A 19,320-nucleotide genomic window follows, 5' to 3' on the forward strand; every position below is an offset into this window, starting at 1 on the left:
AAATGAGAAAACTGGTAGCAACCAGAATAATACTACCTGCAATTATGAAAGGATAGTAAAAACCACTAAGTAATTAGCCAAATCCCTAAAATGGGACCTAAAATTTGACCAATGCTATTGGTTGAACTTTGAATAGAAATATTCCTGCCAGTATTTTTATTTGATATTAATGAAACCGCAGAAAGCAAATTTGGTGTTACCATAGCGCCTCCAGCAGCAAAAACAACGATTAATCCATATACCAAGAATTCATTGCTGAAAAATGGAAAGGCAATTAAGGATAACCCGGATAATAACAACCCCAGAGCAATTTGTTTTTTAGAGGATAAAATATTCCCTCCGTAAGATGCAAAAACAGGCTGAAGAACAGCCATTATAGACCCACAAAGCATAAAACCAATAGCAACTTGTTTACTATTAAATCCTAATTCATCTTTCCCGTAGATTGAAAAGACAGTTTCAAACAGCGTCACTACAAATTGGATGACAAACGAAAGAGCTAGTAATACGATAAAATATTTGGTAAATGTAAACCGTAAGCTCACTTTTTGTATGGTGAATTTGTGTACGGGAGTGCTGTGTTTTAACCATTTCATCACAAAGAACAGGACAATCAGTCCTAGTAGGGCAACAAATAAAAAGGGCACTGAAAATCGGTCTAAATGTAGCAGACCAATAGTATGTTTTATATGAATGTCTGTTTGGTATAGAAAGCCACCAATAGCAGGACCAAAAATAACCCCAGAGCTAATGGCAACACCAGACCAGGCCATTATTTTTGTTCTCCTTTTTTCAGAAGTAATGTCGCTTAAATAGGCGTTACTAACTGGAATAACTGAAGATGTAAAAATGCCTCCAAAAATCCGAGCGATATAGAGCATTGTCAAGGATGTGGCTAAACCAGTAAGTAATTGCATAATTACGAAACCGATCAATCCACAAATGATAATAGGTTTACGACCATATTTGTCTGATAGCTTTCCCCAAACCACTACGAATAGTAACTGAAAAAATGGATAAATACTTGTGAGCAATCCAATATGGAAGTTGATTAAATCGGTGTCAAGATTATCTTCTAAAGCTAATCTTTCGGTATAGTAGGGAAGGGTTGGCAATAATATACCATAGCCCAACATCACTACAAATAAACTCAACAGAATTAAAAATATCCTGTTGAGTTTTTTTTTACTTTCCATTTATTTTTTACCGATCTTTCTCTTTAGTAATTGGGCATTTATGGCAACGATGACCGTACTCAAACTCATAAATACAGCTCCTACTGCTGGTCCTAAAACAAAGCCTGAAGAATATAGAACGCTAAGCAGCTAAAGGAATGGCTACCACATTATATCCTGTTGCCCATATTAGGTTTTGAATCATTTTATTGTATGTTGCCTTTCCAAATAAAATTAGGTTGGCAATATCTTGTGGATTGCTATTTACCAATATAATATCGGCTGTTTCAGCAGCCACATCTGTACCAGAACCAACAGCAATACCCACATCTGCTTTTGCAAGGGCAGGAGCGTCATTAACACCATCACCCGTCATCGCTACAAAATCGCCTTTGTTCTGTAACTCTTCTACAATTTCAACTTTTTGATGTGGCAATACTTCGGCGTAGTAACCATCCAATCCAAGTTTTTCACTCACAGCCTTAGCGGTTTTTTCATTATCGCCAGTTGCCATCAAGACTTTAATATTGTTTTTTTTGAATATTTTTATAGCTTCCGCAGATTCAGGTCTTATTTCATCAGCAAGAGCAATGTATCCTGCTAGCTGGCCATCTATTAATACAAATACAACAGTTTCAGCAGCGTCACTATAAGCATCTTCGGGAATGTCTATTTTTTCATCCCTTAAATAGCCCGGGCTTACAACTTTTACTTGCATACCTTCTACATTTGCCTCTACACCTTTTCCTGTAATTGCATTAAAGTTTTCAGGTTTTGGAATAGTAATGTTATCTTCTTTAACTCTTTTAATAATACCAACTGCAATGGGGTGTTCTGAGCTTTGTTCCAATGCACTTGAAAGTCTTAAAATTTCCTCTGTTGAATAAGCTTCTTTAACAGATTCGATTCGAGTGACACCAAAATCACCTTTGGTTAGTGTTCCTGTTTTATCAAAAAGCAAAGCTGAAATTTTTCTTGACTCTTCAAAAGCAGTTCTATTTCGGATAAGCAATCCATTTTGAGCAGATACTGCCGTAGAAATCGCAACCACAAGGGGAATGGCAAGACCCAATGCGTGTGGACAAGCAATGACCATAACGGTAACCATTCTTTCTAAAGCATAGACAAATGGAAAGCCTAAAATCAGCCATACCGCTAATGTTCCAAAACCAATAGCCAAAGCGATATAGGTTAACCATTTTGCAGCCCTGTCTGAAAGATTTTGCATCTTGGATTTGGTTTTTTGCGCTTCTTCGACCATTTTGATGACCTTGTTGAGATAGCTATCTTTTCCAGTATGCTCAACCTTTACTTTTAAGGTACTGTTACCATTTACCGAACCACCAATAACCTTATCGTTTTCATCTTTTTTTACAGGTTTGGATTCGCCTGTAAGCATAGATTCGTTCAGGTAACTTGAACCGTCTACTATAATCCCATCAGCAGGAACTTTTTCACCTGGTTTAACCAAAATCACATCATCCTTTAGTAAATCTTCAAGAGGGATGTCTTCTATGATGTCGCCTTTTACCCTGTGCGCTTCCGCAGGCATCATACTTACCAGTAACTGTAAAGCTTTTGACGCACCTAACACACTTTTCATTTCTATCCAATGACCAAGCAACATTATGGCTATAAGTGTTGATAGCTCCCAGAAAAAGTCTTCGCCTCTTAAGCCAAATACGGTCGCGGTGCTATAAAAATAAGCTACAGAAATTGCCATAGAAATCAAGGTCATCATTCCTGGCGCACCTTTTTTGATTTCAGACCAGAATCCTTTTAAAAATGGCCAACCACCATAGAAATATACGATTGTGGAAAGTGCAAAAAGGATATATGGATTTCCGGGAAGCAAAAACTCATATCCAAAAAAGTCCTGAATCATCGGCGAGAAGAACAGTATGGGAATAGTAAGTACAAGGGTTACCCAAAACCGTTTTCTAAAATCGGCAATCATCATTTTATGATGGTCGTGGCCCATCTCGCCGTGACCGGGATCATGATCGGAATGGCCACTATGTCCCGAATGGTCACTTTCATCCATTGCTTCGTTATGGCCGTGTTTGGTTTTTTCGACTAGGTTATCTTTTATATCAGCTTCTTTTTTTAATGCTTCATTCTTTGCTGAATTATTCCCTTTGCCATTATGTTCGTGGGGATGATGTTTGTGATTTTCCATAATTTCTGTTTTTGTTGATTTTTATCTTAATTTTTTTCGCATTTCTTCTGAAATGTTTTCGGCATAGACGCCATAGGCATCTACCAGAAGTCCTTTAATTCCATCATTGGAGGATATAGCATATAAAATGCTATTATCGTCGGTACTGCTCATTCCTTCAAAGCGAAAGGTTTTATCTACTTTAAAATCTTCAGGCCGGATTTCAATTTTTAGCGAAGCACATTCCAAGCATTCAGGCTTCAAATTGAAATCGTAGGGATAATCGTTTGCCTGTAAATCGTTTATGGCTTCTGAAAGTGTGTTGTAATTGTTCATTTTATTTATATGTCATTGTAAAATAACTATTATCTTCCTCTGTAAATTTCTGAAAGGTCAGTAAACCTTTTTCATTTAATTTTTCGTTGACGGTATAGTTGAGTTGCTTGATGCGAATTCCCCACGCATAGGCCTTTATATTGATTTTTGAATTAATCTTGTTTTTGTTGCCCTCAAATATTCGGTCGTAAATCTTTATGATGCTTTTTGAACCAAAAAAATCCAACAGTCCCGAATCAAAAGTCATTTCCAATTCTATATTTTCAAGGTTGTCCAAATCGTAGAGCTCTTTAAATTTTTCAGAGGTGGTATTAATTTCGGTCTCCTTTGATTTTGGATTGGAAAACGGGAAAGCCATTACCACTACACTTGCTTCATCAGGCTTGCAACGATAGGTTGTGGTGTATTTATCGGTCAATTTTTTGTCTTTATCAAACAATTCCGTAACTACCTCAATTTCATAGTATCCATTTTTCTTTATTGTTTCACTGGCTTTGAAAGTTTGTTTATTTAAAAAAGAACCATTTTCATCAAAGTTTTCCCGAATAACAACTCTGCCTGAAATCTGCCCAATGAGCATTTCAGTTTGTCCAGTCATTGTTGCTATGGATAGGATAAAAAACAGAATGAAGCTTTGTTTTTTCATATATGGTGCATAAATCTCTTTACTTCTTTTGCCATTACATCGCTCAAATCAATAACATTTGAAGGGTGTGGAATAGTATTGCGAGTAGCAATTTTTTCTGTGCCTATTTTATTGATTGTTGTAATTTTTCGATTTGTTCTATTTCTTCTATATTATATAATTGCGGGATTTCTGCATCCCACCCATAGGTTTCCTTAATGCCTTTTTGTAATGCTTCTGCACTCTCTTTTTCACCGTGTACAATGAAAATACGTTCGGGTTGGATTTTTATTTTGCTCAACCAATCCATAAGTTCAGCGTGGTCTGCGTGTGCTGAAAGACCTTCAATTTCCGCAACTTGCATTTTAAATGGCACCCATTTTCCATAGACTTTTAGTTCTTTCTCACCTTCCAATAATTTTCTACCTCGTGTGCCTTCAGCTTGATAGCCTACAAAAAGCAAGGTGTTATTTGGATTTTGTGCCTGTGTTTCAAGATAGTTTAGCATTCTGCCACCAGTGAGCATTCCGCTTCCTGCAATCACGATTTTTGGTTTGTTGTCTGTTCTTAACTCCATTGTTTCCCGATAACTGCTAACGACCGTAAAGTGTGAGCACATTTCGTCACATTCGTTATCTTCCAATCTGTGCCAATCACGAGTTCTATGAAACAGTTCCAATACGTTGGCACCCATCGGACTGTCCATAATCATTTGTACTTTTGGAATTTTGTTCTCCTTGAGTAATTTCCAAAAGATGAGCATCATCAGTTGGGCACGCTCTACCGAAAAACTGGGGATAAATAAGCTGCCACCTCTATCAATGGTTTCGTTGACCAATTTTTCAATCTGCGGAAGTGCTTCTGCTTCATCTGGATGAAACCTTCCACCATAAGTGGATTCAATGAAAAGTACATCCGCTTTTTTTGGCTTTAAGGGTGGAAACAGTAATAAATCGTTTGTTCTACCGATATCACCTGAAAAAACGAAACGTTTTCCACGTATATCTAACTCAATGTATGTGGCACCAAGGATGTGTCCGTTGTATTGAAACCTCGCTTTCACATCTTTGAGAATGGGTAGCCATTGCGAGGTCGGTACTCCTTTGAAGTAAGGGATTGTTTTTTCTACATCTTTTACATCGTAAAGTGGTTCAGCAGGATTATGTTTGGAATAGCCTTCTTTATTGGCACGTTCGGCTTCCTGTTCCTGTATTTTGGCACTATCGTTCAATATGATTCTTGCTATATCCAAAGTGGGGTTGGTACCATAGATGGGTCCATTAAAGCCTTGCTTTACCAATCTCGGCAGATAACCTGTGTGGTCCATATGGCCGTGGGTGAGCAAAACAGCATCAATATCAGCAACATTAACAGGTGGGTACTCCCAGTTTTTAAGGCGTAATTCCTTTAGCCCTTGAAAAAGTCCGCAGTCTATGAGTATCTTTTTATCTCCTGTATCCACTAAATATTTTGAGCTTGAGTTACTGTGCCTGCCGCTCCTAAAAAATGGATGTTTATTTTATTTTTTTTCATTGGTATCTATTTAGGTTGTTGTACATAATTTACTACAAGAGCTGCTCCCCAAATTTGTGACCACCGCAGCAGGAAGGTGAGTTTCCTTTATCCTGGTCCGATTTATATAGTAGTACTATTTCATTATATAGATTGCGCGAATCTTCTTTTATAAGAAGCGCTAATTTTTTTACGGATTTAGGCTCTGGGTTTACCATATCTAATAATATTTCCAGTGCTTCTTCAAGTAGTTTTGAGTCATCTTCCAATGCCTGGTAAAATGGTTCTAAATCTATGTTGCCCTGTTTTTGCAATTCTTCAGTTTTCATTTGTATTATTTTTAAAAATTAGTAATTATTCATTATTTGAATTAATGGGATCTACATAATTCTCTTGAATCTTCGAGTATCTTATTTTGCCTTAGCTTACTGATACCCATTTGTTCCAAAAAGTCTGGATTTTCGTGTAGCTCCTTGCAGAGTATGATGCCTTGATCCAATAATTTTGTTTTTTCAGCTTTGGTAAGTGTTGTTAAAGCGGTTAAGGGATGTAGCCCCGATTTATCTATTCTGTCCTTGAGACCATTTCCTCTTGGATAATCCCAACTGGTCATAAGCATTCCAACACATTTCCCGTACTGAATGGCATCGGTTGTGAAACGCGTATTGGTGTAAACCCCGCCTTTATGAAGTTTAGCCTCGTGACCTTTTTGGTGTTTCCATTGCTTTTCCACGTCCAAAAACCGTGAATGGATATATAATGGGATTTTTACATTGCAAAACCTGCCTTGGTCACTATGGTATTTACATTCAATCATATAATGTTTATTTCCTTTTTGCGCTATCACATCCACTTCGTGCTGAACGCAATTGCCTTGAACTATGACACCAACCTGTGTTGAAAATCCTTCGTGTGCCAATAGTTTGCCTACTAACTTTTCAAATGGGAAGCCAGAAGGGCCTAATTCCATCAGGGCTTTTTTGAGTTTGTATTTTGAAGCACTTACTCTCGACTTACCTTTTAGCATTTTAAATGCCATTTGATATATTTTTTTGGTGGTAATGCCTTCATATAATTGGTCTTCAACTTGTCCTATTATTTGCTGAATCAATTCTTCACTTGCTTGCGAACGTCTTAATGAATTGATAAGTTTCTCCACATCAAAAGCTACCACATCTCCTGAATATTTTACTATGTTGATTGGATGTTTCATTTTTTAATATGTATGGTCATCACAGGAAGTTCTGAATGATTAGTTACACCTTCGGCAATACTTTTTGAAAATAGGCTCAAAAATCCTGTACGGCCGTGGGTACACATAGCTATCAAATCGGCATCATTATACTTTAAGTAATTGTTTATACCCGTTTCTACAGCAGGTTCGTTATATACATTCATTGAGTACTTCTCCAAATCCGGAAACCTTTCCAGGAACTTCTTAAGGGGGTTCAAACCCTGTTCAATACTATTAAAATCAGTCTGTGTATTGACCCTTACTAAGTGGATATGTGCACCGCATTTTTTAGCAATAGAAATAACCTGCTTAAAGGCTTCACTCACATCTTCCAGAAAATCTGAAACAAAAACGATATCTTTAAAAGGAAAGGATACTTCTTTGTTCTTCACCACAATTACGGGCACATCTGCTTTTCTCACAATTTTCTCAACGTTGCTTCCCAATAATTCCCTTACACCGCCTTGCGTACCGCTACTTCCCGTAACTATAAAATCGTGATGAAAATGCCCGGAATGTTTTAAAATATTGGCCTGGCCTCCATCAAATTCCAGAAAAGTCCTGCATTTAAGTCCTTCGCGTTCCGCTTTTAACCCCAGTTCCCTCAAATCGGCTCTTGCGCTACCTATTTGTTGAACCGTTTGCGGATATCTTTTTTCTTTCTCCTTATCCAGGTTTATCCAATCTACTGGTTGTGTTCATTAAATGGAAAAAATGTATTTCTGAATTGTACAGTTTTGCCATTTTAATTCCAAGTTCTGCTGCCTTGTTACAGTTTTCAGAAAAGTCTGTTGGTACGAGTATATTTTTCATCGATTAAAAATTTTATTTGATTATTCCTTTTATTTAATAAACTTCATTCACAGAAGGTATTTGCTTTTCAAAACAATCCAGGTTATAGATAGTCGTTTCTGCAATATTGGTCAATGCGGTTTTGGTTAAAAAAGCTTGATGACTTGTTATTAGCACATTATTGAAAGTCATTAACCGCGCAATGACATCGTCTTGTAAAATATCTTCGGAATGGTCTTCAAAGAACAATCCTTCTTCTTCCTCATACACATCGATGCCGAAATACCCTATTTTTTTCGTCTTTAGGCCTTCAATAACCGCTTTGGTGTCGACAAGTCCTCCACGACTTGTATTTATTAACATTACACCAGGTTTCATAAGCTCAATGTGTTTTTTATCAATTAAATGTTTTGTTGATGGTGCCAGTGGTACGTGTAGACTTATAATATCGGCCTGTTTGCAAATTGTCCCACAATCTGTATAGCGCAGACCGTATGATTTGATAAGGTTTTCATCTTCAACTATATCCTGTACAAGGATGTTACAGCCAAAACCGTGTAGAATTTTGACCAATACAGAACCGATTTTCCCTGTACCTATAACACCAACTGTTTTTCCGTTTAAGTCGAAACCTGTAAGTCCGTTCAAAGAAAAATTTTGTTCACGTACCCTATTGTGTGCTTTAATCAGTTTTCGGTTTAACGCAAGTATCAAAGCCATTGTATGTTCTGCAATGGCATAAGGTGAATAGGCTGGGACACGAGCCACTTTAATTCCTAGTTCTGATGCTTTTATTAAATCGACGTGATTGAACCCTGCCGAACGTAATGCGATACATTTTACGCCAAAAGCATTTAATTTTTCAAGGATATGCGCCGTGGCATCATCACCTGTAAAAAGGCTAACGGCTTTAGAGCCTGTAGCGAGAATAGCTGTTTCTTCGGTCAAACGACTCTCCAATAGCTTTAATTGGTGTGTGCCATTATTGGCCTTTACCAGATAAGGTTCTTCAAACTTATGTGTACTGAATACTGTTGTTTTCATTTCACTTTTTTTAATTTCCTAACTGTATTAAATTATATACTAACACTACGATGACAACAGTTCAAAAAATTAGCATCACGAATTTTCCGTTTTTTTTAGAACCTTTGAAATAGGTAATCCCTAGTTTTACAATCATATTGCTTGTGGTTGCTGTTAAAATGACATTGGTGGCCAGCGTGAATTTTTCTTCCAATGACCCAAATTTTGCCATACTAATAGTTATCGCATCCGTATCTGCCAATCCTGCGATTAGGGCTGAATAGTATAAACCGCTTTCGCCAAAAAATTGATTTCCATAAAAAACTGCAAACAGGATGACCACATAAATACCACCAAACCCAAGAGCGTTCCAAATATTGAGCGGACTACCCAGATTGATAATTGTTTTTGTGACATCTGTATCCTTTTTGATAAATATGAGTGCACTAATCAAACAAATGAGTGTAAATATGGTAAATGGAATAGCTAAATAAGAAAGTATGGCACTATTGAAAATATAGGCCAGAATTGCCAGTCTTGGAAACAGTATGGCAGAAGCTATGATGATGCCAGCTGCATATTTTTTTGAGAGCTCTGGCGATTCCTTACTTCGGGATGCATAAATCCACGCCACTGCGGTACTTGAAATCAATCCGCCTAAAATTGCTGTGAGCAGAATACCACGTTTAGAACCTACATATTTTACAAGAAAGTAGCCGATGAAATTCAGAAAAAAGACAATCACTATAATTGCTCCTATCTCAAAAGGGTTAAGCAATCCTTCCGGCCCATAGTCTTGATCTGGTAAGAAAGGCAAAATAAGAAGCGCAATAATTGAAAACTTAATAAAGGCAAAAAGCTCTTCTGAAGTAATATTTTTTATGAATGTATTGAAGGTGGCTTTTAATGATATCAGAGTAACCACTATAACTGCGGTGGCAACTGCTTCCTTATGCAAATGATTGGCAACCATAACACCTAAAATCAGCGTAGCGAACAATGCCATATTAGTGGTTATCCCAGTCATTACGTGTTTTTGCACAACAGAAAGATGACTAAACGTCAAAAACAAGAGAAATGCTGCCGAAATAATAATGACCAACCAAGGTGTGTAAGCTGCGGTAAGGTTGCCTAATATAAAACCGATGATTGCGACAATTGGGAAGGTTATTATCCCTGCAAAACCGTGTTCTTCCTTCAACTTGTCGTACTCACCTTCCAATCCAAGGGTTAAACCTATACCCATACTAATAAATAATCCAAGGATAAATGGGTTGATATTTTTAAAGGCCTCGGTCATAACTACTTTTTTATTGCTTGGTTTGATAAAATCGCTAACTGTTTAATACATTGCGTTCTATTTTTAAACTTTTACCGATGCACTTTTCTTGCATGATCTTTCTGCCACGTTTTGAAGCCGAGTCCATCTTTAAACTTAAATCTGATTTATTTTCTTTAAGACCAACCTCCAAAGGGTAACCCTCAACAACTAAACGCGCCATTAAGTAGCACAAGCTGGATTCCGCACCTTGATTTATATTAATATTTTCTTTTTCAAGACCATCATAACAGGCACCATTAACAGGGTTGTACATAATTTGCTTGAGATGGTTATTGCCTAAAAACCAACTAAATGCGGTATGAAGCTGTTTGGAGTATTTCTTTTTATGGGTAACGCTACAGAATAGGTCCAATGAAAGAATGGTATAAGCCACCTCAATGGGTTGTTCGCCGTGAAAGGTTCGTTTGTTTCTTTTGTGAAACCATCCGTCATTAGAAATGACTTTAATTTGCCCTTTCATAAAATATTGTGATAATAAAAAGTCAAAAGTAGTTTCGGCAACGTCCTTGTATTTTTTATTTTTTGTGATTAGCCAAGCATAAAAAAGCGCTTCTGGCAATATACTATTGGCATAGGTCAGGTAATCTTCAAACCATTCCCATTTTTTATCACTGGAAATATTAAAAACGCGCAAGAGCTCCTCAGCCAATGTATCTGCTAATTGATTATATTGGGTTTTAGGCTCATTTTCTTGATAATAATAGAGTCCTTTTAATATAAAACCAATGGCTCTTGGGGATTTGAAATCCGCTACATTTCGTATGACGTTTTTAAAACAGTTTTCTGCTTTGGCTACTAAACTTTTTGGCAGGTTTTCTGTAGCAGACAATACATAGCCAAGTGCCCAAATGGCCCTGCCATTGGAATCTTCCAGGTTCACTTCGGTATTCTGATTGGTAAATTGCTTTTCATAATCCACATAATTATAGAACAGTCCATCGTCCTGTTGACAAAACACAATAAAGTCCATATAAATTTCAATTAGTCGCAGGACTTTGTCATTTCTTTTTTCTTATAATACATAAGCATTGCTATAAGAGCCCTTGCATTATCATCAAGTGTATAACCAAAAGACGTATCCGGGACACTAAAATTTGAAAATTGAAGCATCCCAAAGTCAGTAGTCATATCTTCAATATGGTCTGTTTTTATGGGTGGTAAACTAAAATCCAAAGAATTATTATGTTGCAAATAATCCTGAAAAATACCGGAATAGGAAATGGCTACATTTTCCCAACTAAAAGCACGCATTTTAAGAAAAGCATTTTTTCCCATTGATGTTGCTGTTAGCGGTTGTTCCAACAAATCGATAACAGCGTTACTAATTGCTATGGGATCTTCAAAATCATTCAATAAAATACCAGTACTGGAATCAAGGTATTCTTTAGAATGGGGAATAGGTGTTGATATAACAGGGGTTCCGCAACTCATGGCATAAGCAAAAGTACCGCTAACGGCCTGGTTGGGATCTTTAGATGAGAATAAGTAAACATCGGACAAGGATAGGTATTCCAACAATCTGGAAAGTTCCAAATAATCGTTTATAAAAATGACATGGTCTTTAATATCTAAATCATCGACTATTGTTAAAAGTGCATTTCTATATGATTCGCCTTCTCTCTTTATTATATCAGGATGTGTTTTGCCTATAACCAGATAAACTGTGTTAGGGAATTTTTGGAGTATTTTTGGCAATGCACGAAGTGCTGTTTCTATATTTTTATTCTCACTTAATAATCCAAATGTGGAGAGTACATTTTTATTTTGAAAGCCATATCTATTTTTAAGCCGTTGTTTTTCTTTCCATAGTACAACATGGGTGCCATGGGGTATGACAGCTAATTTGTTATTATCAATATGATAATCACTTTCTAATATTTCTGCGGATTTATTGGTAAGAACGATCAGTTTCTCGGAAAGATCACCCAACACTTGCACTATTTTAGTTCTTTTTTCATCTGGATAGGGAAGAACGGTATGAAACACACAAGAAATAGGGATGTCTAACTTTAGCAGAAAAGCCACTAAATGGCCACCGTAGTCACCTCCAAACAGCCCAAACTCGTGTTGTACACAGACCATCCCAATATCGTCCCTTTCATTTAACTTATTAGCTACTTTGAAAAAGGAACTTAACTCTTGGGCATCTATTTTATATTTAACTTCCTCTGGATAATCATTAGCGTCGCAGTACTCATTTTCCAGAGCACAAACCTCGATCTCTATGGTTGAGCCAAAGCATCTTTTCAAGGCCCGTATCAAATCTTGTGAATAAGTAGCAATACCGCACTCGCGGGGAGGATATGAGCAAACCATTAAAATTCTATGATTTTTCATGATATAGCTGTTTTTTTTAATTCATTCAATAATAGTTGTAGGCTTACTTTAGCTACCGCCGTATGTTTGTCGGCCGCTCCATAATAGATATGAAGGTCGTCCCCGAACAATGCGGTCCCGGTAGGAAATACTACATGATCTACAACACCAAGCAGTTCCCATTCTTCGGTAGGGGAAAATAAGGGATAGGGCAATCGCCCAATTACTTTTATAGGGTCTTCAATATCCAGTAACGCAGCGGCGGCGTGATAAGTCTTTCCAATGTGGGTTTCACAAACTCCGTGGTAAATCATCAGCCAACCATCCTTTGTTTCTATGGGAGGGCATCCGGCACCGAGATAATTCACTTCAAAATCGTAGAACGGATCTATAAGAATATGATCGTGAAGGTTCTTTATATGATTTTCCCAAAATTCTTTGGTAAGGTTTTCCCACTTTTCAAACTGTACTATTTGTATTCCTGGCCATATACGGTGGAGCATTACAAATTTACCGTTGATTTTTTTGGGGAACAGGACAATGTCCTTATCCCTCAGATACCTATGTTTTTCATCTGCCAATCCAATTTGTGCAAACAAGTTGTAGTAATAATAATACTTTGGATTCAATCTTTCCTGATTACAATGCTCCAAATGGTATTTATATTCTTTGTAGGTAATGAATGGTGTGATTATCCCCTTTTTCTCAAAATGTTTCAGGTCTTTTGAAGTTGCCAAAGCACCCATGGCATTGAACCCGTCATAAGCTGTATAAGTTAAATAATAGATATCTTCAATTTTAACAATACGAGCATCTTCCACACCATGTTTTTCATAATCAAAATCACGAGTTATTAACGGGCTTGATTTCCTTTCTATGAGATCTAAATGCTCATTGGTTTTGGCATATCCAATGGTAGAGTAATTGCCATCTTCCACCGCACGGTAAAAGATATGCACCTCTTCACCTTCTTGAAATATTCCAGGGTTTAAAACCCCATTGCTCTCAAATTTCAATTTAGTGGGACTGAGCAGTATCCCTTTTTTCTCTATGGGTATTCTGGTATTAATTTGATGTGTATGTTCCATATTGTAATATTTATTTGGGGTCTTCCCTGTTGTATTTGTCCTTTAGCCTGACAATATCGTTTTCATCAAAATTTCCAAAAGCAATTTCAAGTACACTTACAGAAGAATCAGATGTTTTTATTTGATGTACGGTTTCCTTCGGGATAAAAAATTCGTCCCCTTTATGGCCAACTTTGGTATTGTCGCCAATTACGAAAGTTCCCGTTCCATCTATTACTCTCCAGAATTCTTCCCTGTTATGGTGAAACTGTAGACTTAGCTCTTCGTTTGGATTAACCGTAAGTATTTTTACGGTGCTAATCTCGTTATGGGTAAAGCGTTCAAAGTTTCCCCAAGGTCTTTCCTCTATGTATGTTTTCATTTTTCTCGTTTTTATTTTCCAAATAGTTCTAAGAGTTCGTGCAATTCTTTATTGACCTGATGTTGTTTGACCACTTCATTAAAAGGGGTTAAGTGCAATTGATTGTTTAAAATCCCGACCATTACATTCTTTTTACTTTGTAAAAGTGATTTTACGGCTTCCACCCCAAGCCTAATACCCAACATCCTATCTAAAGCAGAAGGATTTCCACCACGCTGTACGTGCCCAAGTTTTGTAATTCGTAAATCGACATTGGGGTTGACTTCCTTTATTTTTGAAGAAACAAGTTCGGCACCTATTTCATCGCCTTCTGAAACCACGACAAGAAAAGCATCTTCGCTATCGTAATTTTTAACCTTATCCAATAGATAAATAAAGTCCTTTCCACTCTCGGGAATTAAAATGGCATCTGCTCCTGTGGTAAGTCCTGAATGAATGGCGATGTAGCCAGAATCCCTGCCCATTACTTCCACAATGAATACCCGATTGTGAGATTCCGCAGTGTCCTTTATTTTATCAATATTCTCAATGGCTGTATTTACTGCGGAATCAAAACCAAGGGTATAATCTGTTCCTGAAATATCATTATCTATAGTACCAGGAATGCCGATAAACGGAATGTCGCATATTTCTGAAAAAGTAAGTAGTCCTTTAAATGTGCCATCGCCACCAATGGCAATCAGGGCATCTATGTTATTTTCCTGTAGGTGTTTCAAGGCCAATTTCCTGCCTTCTATAGTTAGAAATCTCTTACTTCTGGCAGTCTTAAGTAATGTTCCGCCCCTATGCACCATTTTTTTTAAGTCACTGCTCTTAAGAGGTGAAAAATCACCATTAATCATTCCCTCGTAACCTTTTAGAATCCCGGTAATTTTAATCCCATTTATCTCTGCCACTTTAGCAATTCCATATAAGGCCGCGTTCATTCCCGGCGAATCACCCCCAGAAGTAAACAACCCGATATTTTTAATTTTCTTATTCATGGTTTTTATATCATTTTTAAAAAGAGTTTAAGCTACCGATATGCTTTTTTCCAAATAAACTTGTTGCACGGTTTGCAATAACTCAATCCCCTTATTGAAAGGTTTTTGAAATGCCTTTCTTCCCATTATCAAACCAGAACCACCAGCTCTTTTATTGATGACGGCAGTTGTTATCGCCTCAACTAAATCAGATTCACCTTTGGACCCACCTCCTGAATTAATCAGTCCTATTTTGCCCATATAGCAGTTTGCTACTTGCAATCGACATAAGTCAATAGGGTGGTCGGTTGTGAGGGTTTTATACATTTTATCATCATATTTTCCAAATCCTATCTCTTTGAAACCAAAATTATTGGTGGGTAATTTTTGTTTGATGATGTCTGCTTGAATAGTAACACCCAAATGGTTTGCCTGCCCGGTTAAATCGGCAGCTGCGTGATAATCTTCCTTGTTGGTTTTAAATGCCTCGTTCCGTGTATAGCACCATAAGATGGTGGCCATTCCCAAATTGTGGGCTTCTTCAAAAGCTTCAGCAATTTCTTTAAACTGTCTGTTACTCTCCGCTGAACCAAAATAAATGGTAGCGCCAATAGCAACCGCTCCCATATCCCAGGCCGATTTTACCTTACCAAAAAGTGTTTGGTCATATTTATTTGGATAGGTGAGCAACTCATTGTGATTAATTTTTACGATAAAAGGGATTTTATGGGCATATTTTCGGGCGTTCAAACCCAAAACCCCAAACGTGGATGCCACACCATTACAACCAGCTTCAATAGCAAGTTTTATAATATTTTCCGGGTCAAAATAATCCGGGTTTTTATAGAATGAAAATGCTGCGCTATGCTCAATACCCTGGTCCACAGGAAGGATACTTAAATAACCACTTCCTACCAGGTTGCCGTGATTGTATAATTGGGAAAGGCTACGAAGAACCTGTGGATTACGATTACTTTTCAAAAATACATTATCGATAAAGTTTTTGCCAGGTAGCTGTAATTCATCTTTCGTAATTTTTTTACTAACGTACTCAAGGTAAAAGGAAGCTTTATCCCCTAAATGATCTACTATGTTTTTATATGTGTCCATAACGCTTATTTTTTAATTAATTCCCAAGGTTTTATTTGTTCTGGTAATGGATTTTGCCCCATCCATTTCAATTCCGGTAAGTGCCCTAATGGCATCTATGGTCTCTGGTATAACAATGGCTTGGTTATCGACTACATAAGCGTAAAAAAGTTCGTCTCCCTGTACTTTCAGCATATCTTCCCAAAGAGCCACTTCGTACATATCGCCCCACGGCCTTCCCATATCCAAGAACATTTCCTTAATGGTATTGTTAGAAACCAGACCCTGGTCATATTGAATTAATTTAATACGGCTCGACGTCTTGAAGGCTTTTAGCACTTCTTCTTTATTCGCTTTTTTCTTTAATTTCACATTCCAATAATGCATATGGCTTAAGGTTTCGGGTACCTTTACCGCTGCGGTGATGACATCCAATTCTGGATCTACACTTTTAGCATCTGGACCTTGATGGCTTGGGATATCTTTTTCGGGAACCATTGTATTCATAATACCACCTAAATGACTTTCCCAGGGATCTGTAGCTCTTCTTAAGAGGGTTCCTCTGGCATAATCCAATAAATCGGCTCTTTTTAAAGCGGTCAAGGTTCTTAAAATAGACGTAGTATTACAGGAAACCACTCTTGTCGCATTCAAGTTTAAAGCCGATTTGTAATTATTTTCAGCACTAAAGGAATGACCTGTAGTTTCGTGTTTTTCACCTCCTTGTACAATAAATTTGATGTTTTGCTCCTTGTAGATAGCCACATTTTGAGCGGCAATCTTTTTGGGTGTACAATCAACAACCAGGTCTGATTTCTTTAAAAGCTCCTGTAAATTTCCTTTTACTGAAATTCCTTCGGATTTCATTTTACCTTCAGCTTCCTGGGTAGCTGCATAAATATCGTATTCCTTTCTTACGGCATTTTGAATTCGCCAGTCGGTAATGATATCGCATACTCCCGAAAGCTTCATATCTTCTTGTAGGTTGATGGCATCTGCCACCCTTTTTCCAATGACTCCGTAACCTATAACTGCTATACTTTTCATATCAATTTTGTTTTAATTAGTTATTCTTCTGTATTATCGACTAATGATTTTGAATTAAAATTTCTAATAATCAGGCGGTTGCTCTTTTCGTAGGTGAAATAGCTTACCGCCCAATTAAAGCCAACCATCAATTTGTTTCTAAATCCACTTATGGATAATAAGTGTACAACTGACCAAAGTAACCAAGCGGAATAACCTGTAAATTTAAACTTGCCCAAATCTGCTACTGCCTTACGCTTTCCTACGGTGGCCAAGGAACCTTTGTCTTTATATTGAAAAGGTTTTTTGTGCTTGTTTTTCGTAAATTCCAATAAGGATTCCCCAAGATATTTGCCTTGTTGAATTGCTGTTTGCGCTACTTGCGGATGTCCTTTTGGTGTGTCTGTGGTAATCATAGCCGCTATGTCACCTATGGCAAAAATGTTTTCAAAACCTTCTACTCTCAAATAAGCATCGGTTTTAATCCGGTTGCCTTTTACCACGTGTTTTTCATCGACACCTTTTGGGAATTGACCTTTTACGCCAGCTGTCCAGATGAGGTTTTTTGCTAAAATTTTCTTTCCGCTTTTTGTAGTAACCTCTGAACCGTCATAATCACTTACCGACTCATTGAATAGTACTTTTACATTCAAGCCTTTTAAATACTTTAAAGTTTTTGATGATGCTTTGTCTGACATTGTACTTAACAACTCGTCAATAGCTTCTATTAAGTAAATGTTCATAATGGAAGCAGGGTATTCTGGGTAATCTTTGGGTAGAATATATTTACGAAATTCAGCTAAAGCCCCTGCCATTTCCACGCCAGCAGGACCACCTCCAACGATAACGAAATTTGTTAGGGCATCCCGTTCATCATCATCACAGGTAATCGCTGCTTGTTCCAGATTTTGCAACATCATATGACGGATATTGAGGGAATCGCGAATATCCTTCATCCCCAAACTGTTTTGGGCTACGGAATCCATACCAAAAAAATTAGTGGTCGTACCAGTTGCAAGTACAAGATAGTCGTAGTGGATTTTTCCTCTGGAAGTTATTAATATATTTGATGAGGATTGAATTTCCTCGACTTCGGCCAAACGAAATATTACATTCTTATAACCACGAAATTGTTTTCTGAATGGAAAAACAATACTGTCTGGCTCCAAAGCACTCGTGGCCACTTGATAGAACAAAGGCTGAAACTGATGGAAGTTGTTTTTATCAAACAATACAACCTGCACCTCTTTGTGTTTCAGTTTTTCAACCAATGCCAGACCTGCAAATCCTCCACCAATGATAACTACCCGTGGTAAGTTGGAATCTGGCAGGCAGATATCATCTGTTACCTTGCAGGCAGCTTCTGTCGTATTGTCCGATGCTTTATTATTCTTCATTTTTTCAAGTGTTCTAACAGATCTGGATTTTATTTAATTATCTTAGGCAGGAACTTATGATCCAGTTTATTTTGAGTATTTCTTTTGTAAAATCATTTACTGCCAGATAGATTACAGGCCATAAAGCAAAAATGATAAGTGACCATATAAACCAGACATATTGCATAGGCTTATGCTTTTTGAGTTTTTAAATAATCCACGGTTTCCTTTACGGTTCGAGGATAAGTAGCATTTCCCGTTAGTACATAAAAAGTTGTATTTTCTTCATCGCTAACATAAACCTAGTTCGTTCGAAGGTAGAATATTTGTTATCCTGATAACCTCACGCTAGTGGCCATCTTTATTCTTATGTTTAAGGGATTTATAATCCTTTTCGAGCCCCAGTATATTTCCCTCATCATCAACACCAATAATTAATTTACCACCCTTAGCATTCATAAAACCTGTGATGGTTTTGGCAATGACCAGTTCCAGTTCCTTATTGGTTGTTTTGCGGTAATAGTCATAATTTATGAAAGACTTAAATTCTACCCGTTCATTTTCGTCCGACTCAATTAATTCTTCAATATCACGAACAAGCAGCCGTTGTTGTGTTCCAATGAGTTCATTTTTCCTTTTAAGGTTTATCCATAACAAACCAGAAACTATTCCCAATAAAGTTAAAAGGCCACCCATTCCCCGCATATCGAAAGTGAAGGACTCTAAAAAACGTTGTTTTAAAACATCCTGGAACAAGGAAATTGAAAAGGCTGTGTCGCTAAATTCAAACCAATAAAGCACCATTGTAAAGGGGTGTACCAGGAAATAAAAAATGCCTGCACCCAATAGTAAATGAATAAAAATGATCTTAATTTTCGTCAAATCCTTTCTCAACTTTCACAATT

18 protein-coding genes and 2 pseudogenes are annotated in these 19,320 nt (G+C 37.2%); all 20 read right to left on the reverse strand.

Translation table 11 applies throughout. From position 1 onward, the window contains the following. Window positions 1-65: 65 nt before the first annotated feature. The 20 genes and pseudogenes from LZ575_RS04195 to LZ575_RS04290 all read right to left on the reverse strand — a co-directional run bounded on the left by LZ575_RS04195 (window position 66) and on the right by LZ575_RS04290 (window position 19,309). Window positions 66-1,196: an MFS transporter gene (locus tag LZ575_RS04195; RefSeq protein ID WP_235329166.1), complete on the reverse strand. Its 1,131-nt coding sequence runs from the start codon at window positions 1,194-1,196 to the stop codon at window positions 66-68. Continuing rightward, window positions 1,197-3,219, reverse strand: a pseudogene (locus LZ575_RS04200) (copper-translocating P-type ATPase). Window positions 3,220-3,375: 156 nt separating this feature from the next. Then, the gene (locus LZ575_RS04205) at window positions 3,376-3,669 is read right to left on the reverse strand and encodes a phosphoribosylpyrophosphate synthetase (protein WP_235329170.1); all 294 of its coding nucleotides are present in this window, start codon (window positions 3,667-3,669) and stop codon (window positions 3,376-3,378) included. Between the two features lies 1 nt (window position 3,670). Then, on the reverse strand, window positions 3,671-4,267 hold the full coding sequence (locus tag LZ575_RS04210) for a hypothetical protein (RefSeq protein ID WP_235329172.1): 597 nt from the start codon (window positions 4,265-4,267) through the stop codon (window positions 3,671-3,673). Window positions 4,268-4,418: 151 nt separating this feature from the next. Then, window positions 4,419-5,827 (reverse strand): annotated as a pseudogene (locus tag LZ575_RS04215) (MBL fold metallo-hydrolase RNA specificity domain-containing protein). Between the two features lie 32 nt (window positions 5,828-5,859). Next, complete coding sequence (locus tag LZ575_RS04220; protein ID WP_235329179.1) at window positions 5,860-6,135, reverse strand: hypothetical protein; 276 nt, start codon at window positions 6,133-6,135, stop codon at window positions 5,860-5,862. A 41-nt stretch (window positions 6,136-6,176) separates the two neighbouring features. Beyond that, window positions 6,177-7,019: an ATP cone domain-containing protein gene (locus LZ575_RS04225; RefSeq protein ID WP_235329181.1), complete on the reverse strand. Its 843-nt coding sequence runs from the start codon at window positions 7,017-7,019 to the stop codon at window positions 6,177-6,179. After that, window positions 7,016-7,648 (reverse strand): universal stress protein, encoded by a 633-nt coding sequence (locus tag LZ575_RS22300; protein ID WP_255702795.1) that lies wholly within the window; start codon window positions 7,646-7,648, stop codon window positions 7,016-7,018. Before LZ575_RS22300 ends, LZ575_RS04225 begins: the two co-directional genes overlap by 4 nt. A gap of 58 nt (window positions 7,649-7,706) precedes the next feature. Beyond that, window positions 7,707-7,853, reverse strand: a complete 147-nt coding sequence (locus LZ575_RS22305) for a universal stress protein (RefSeq protein ID WP_255702797.1) — start codon at window positions 7,851-7,853, stop codon at window positions 7,707-7,709. A gap of 33 nt (window positions 7,854-7,886) precedes the next feature. Then, window positions 7,887-8,876 (reverse strand): 2-hydroxyacid dehydrogenase, encoded by a 990-nt coding sequence (locus LZ575_RS04240; protein WP_235329183.1) that lies wholly within the window; start codon window positions 8,874-8,876, stop codon window positions 7,887-7,889. Window positions 8,877-8,937: 61 nt separating this feature from the next. Beyond that, the gene (locus LZ575_RS04245; RefSeq protein ID WP_235329185.1) at window positions 8,938-10,155 is read right to left on the reverse strand and encodes an MgtC/SapB family protein; all 1,218 of its coding nucleotides are present in this window, start codon (window positions 10,153-10,155) and stop codon (window positions 8,938-8,940) included. A gap of 34 nt (window positions 10,156-10,189) precedes the next feature. Further along, the gene (locus LZ575_RS04250; protein ID WP_235329187.1) at window positions 10,190-11,167 is read right to left on the reverse strand and encodes a hypothetical protein; all 978 of its coding nucleotides are present in this window, start codon (window positions 11,165-11,167) and stop codon (window positions 10,190-10,192) included. 11 nt (window positions 11,168-11,178) lie between these two features. Next, complete coding sequence (locus LZ575_RS04255) at window positions 11,179-12,534, reverse strand: glycosyltransferase (protein WP_235329190.1); 1,356 nt, start codon at window positions 12,532-12,534, stop codon at window positions 11,179-11,181. Then, window positions 12,531-13,601, reverse strand: a complete 1,071-nt coding sequence (locus LZ575_RS04260) for a pesticidal protein Cry7Aa (RefSeq protein ID WP_235329207.1) — start codon at window positions 13,599-13,601, stop codon at window positions 12,531-12,533. Before LZ575_RS04260 ends, LZ575_RS04255 begins: the two co-directional genes overlap by 4 nt. A 10-nt stretch (window positions 13,602-13,611) precedes the next feature. After that, the gene (locus LZ575_RS04265) at window positions 13,612-13,962 is read right to left on the reverse strand and encodes a phosphomannose isomerase type II C-terminal cupin domain (RefSeq protein ID WP_121344443.1); all 351 of its coding nucleotides are present in this window, start codon (window positions 13,960-13,962) and stop codon (window positions 13,612-13,614) included. A gap of 11 nt (window positions 13,963-13,973) precedes the next feature. After that, window positions 13,974-14,945 (reverse strand): ATP-dependent 6-phosphofructokinase, encoded by a 972-nt coding sequence (locus tag LZ575_RS04270; RefSeq protein ID WP_235329210.1) that lies wholly within the window; start codon window positions 14,943-14,945, stop codon window positions 13,974-13,976. A 27-nt stretch (window positions 14,946-14,972) separates the two neighbouring features. Beyond that, the gene (locus LZ575_RS04275) at window positions 14,973-16,034 is read right to left on the reverse strand and encodes a class I fructose-bisphosphate aldolase (RefSeq protein WP_235329212.1); all 1,062 of its coding nucleotides are present in this window, start codon (window positions 16,032-16,034) and stop codon (window positions 14,973-14,975) included. Between the two features lie 12 nt (window positions 16,035-16,046). Then, window positions 16,047-17,060, reverse strand: a complete 1,014-nt coding sequence (locus LZ575_RS04280; protein ID WP_235329214.1) for a type II glyceraldehyde-3-phosphate dehydrogenase — start codon at window positions 17,058-17,060, stop codon at window positions 16,047-16,049. Window positions 17,061-17,080: 20 nt separating this feature from the next. Continuing rightward, window positions 17,081-18,436 carry an NAD(P)/FAD-dependent oxidoreductase gene (locus LZ575_RS04285; RefSeq protein WP_235329216.1) on the reverse strand — a complete coding sequence of 452 codons (1,356 nt, stop codon included), beginning with the start codon at window positions 18,434-18,436 and terminating at the stop codon, window positions 17,081-17,083. A 327-nt stretch (window positions 18,437-18,763) separates the two neighbouring features. Continuing rightward, window positions 18,764-19,309, reverse strand: coding sequence for a helix-turn-helix domain-containing protein (locus LZ575_RS04290; RefSeq protein WP_235329218.1), 546 nt, complete (start codon window positions 19,307-19,309; stop codon window positions 18,764-18,766). Between the last annotated feature and the right edge of the window lie 11 nt (window positions 19,310-19,320).

It is taken from the genome of Antarcticibacterium sp. 1MA-6-2 (assembly GCF_021535135.1).
Taxonomy (GTDB): Bacteria; Bacteroidota; Bacteroidia; order Flavobacteriales; family Flavobacteriaceae; genus Gillisia.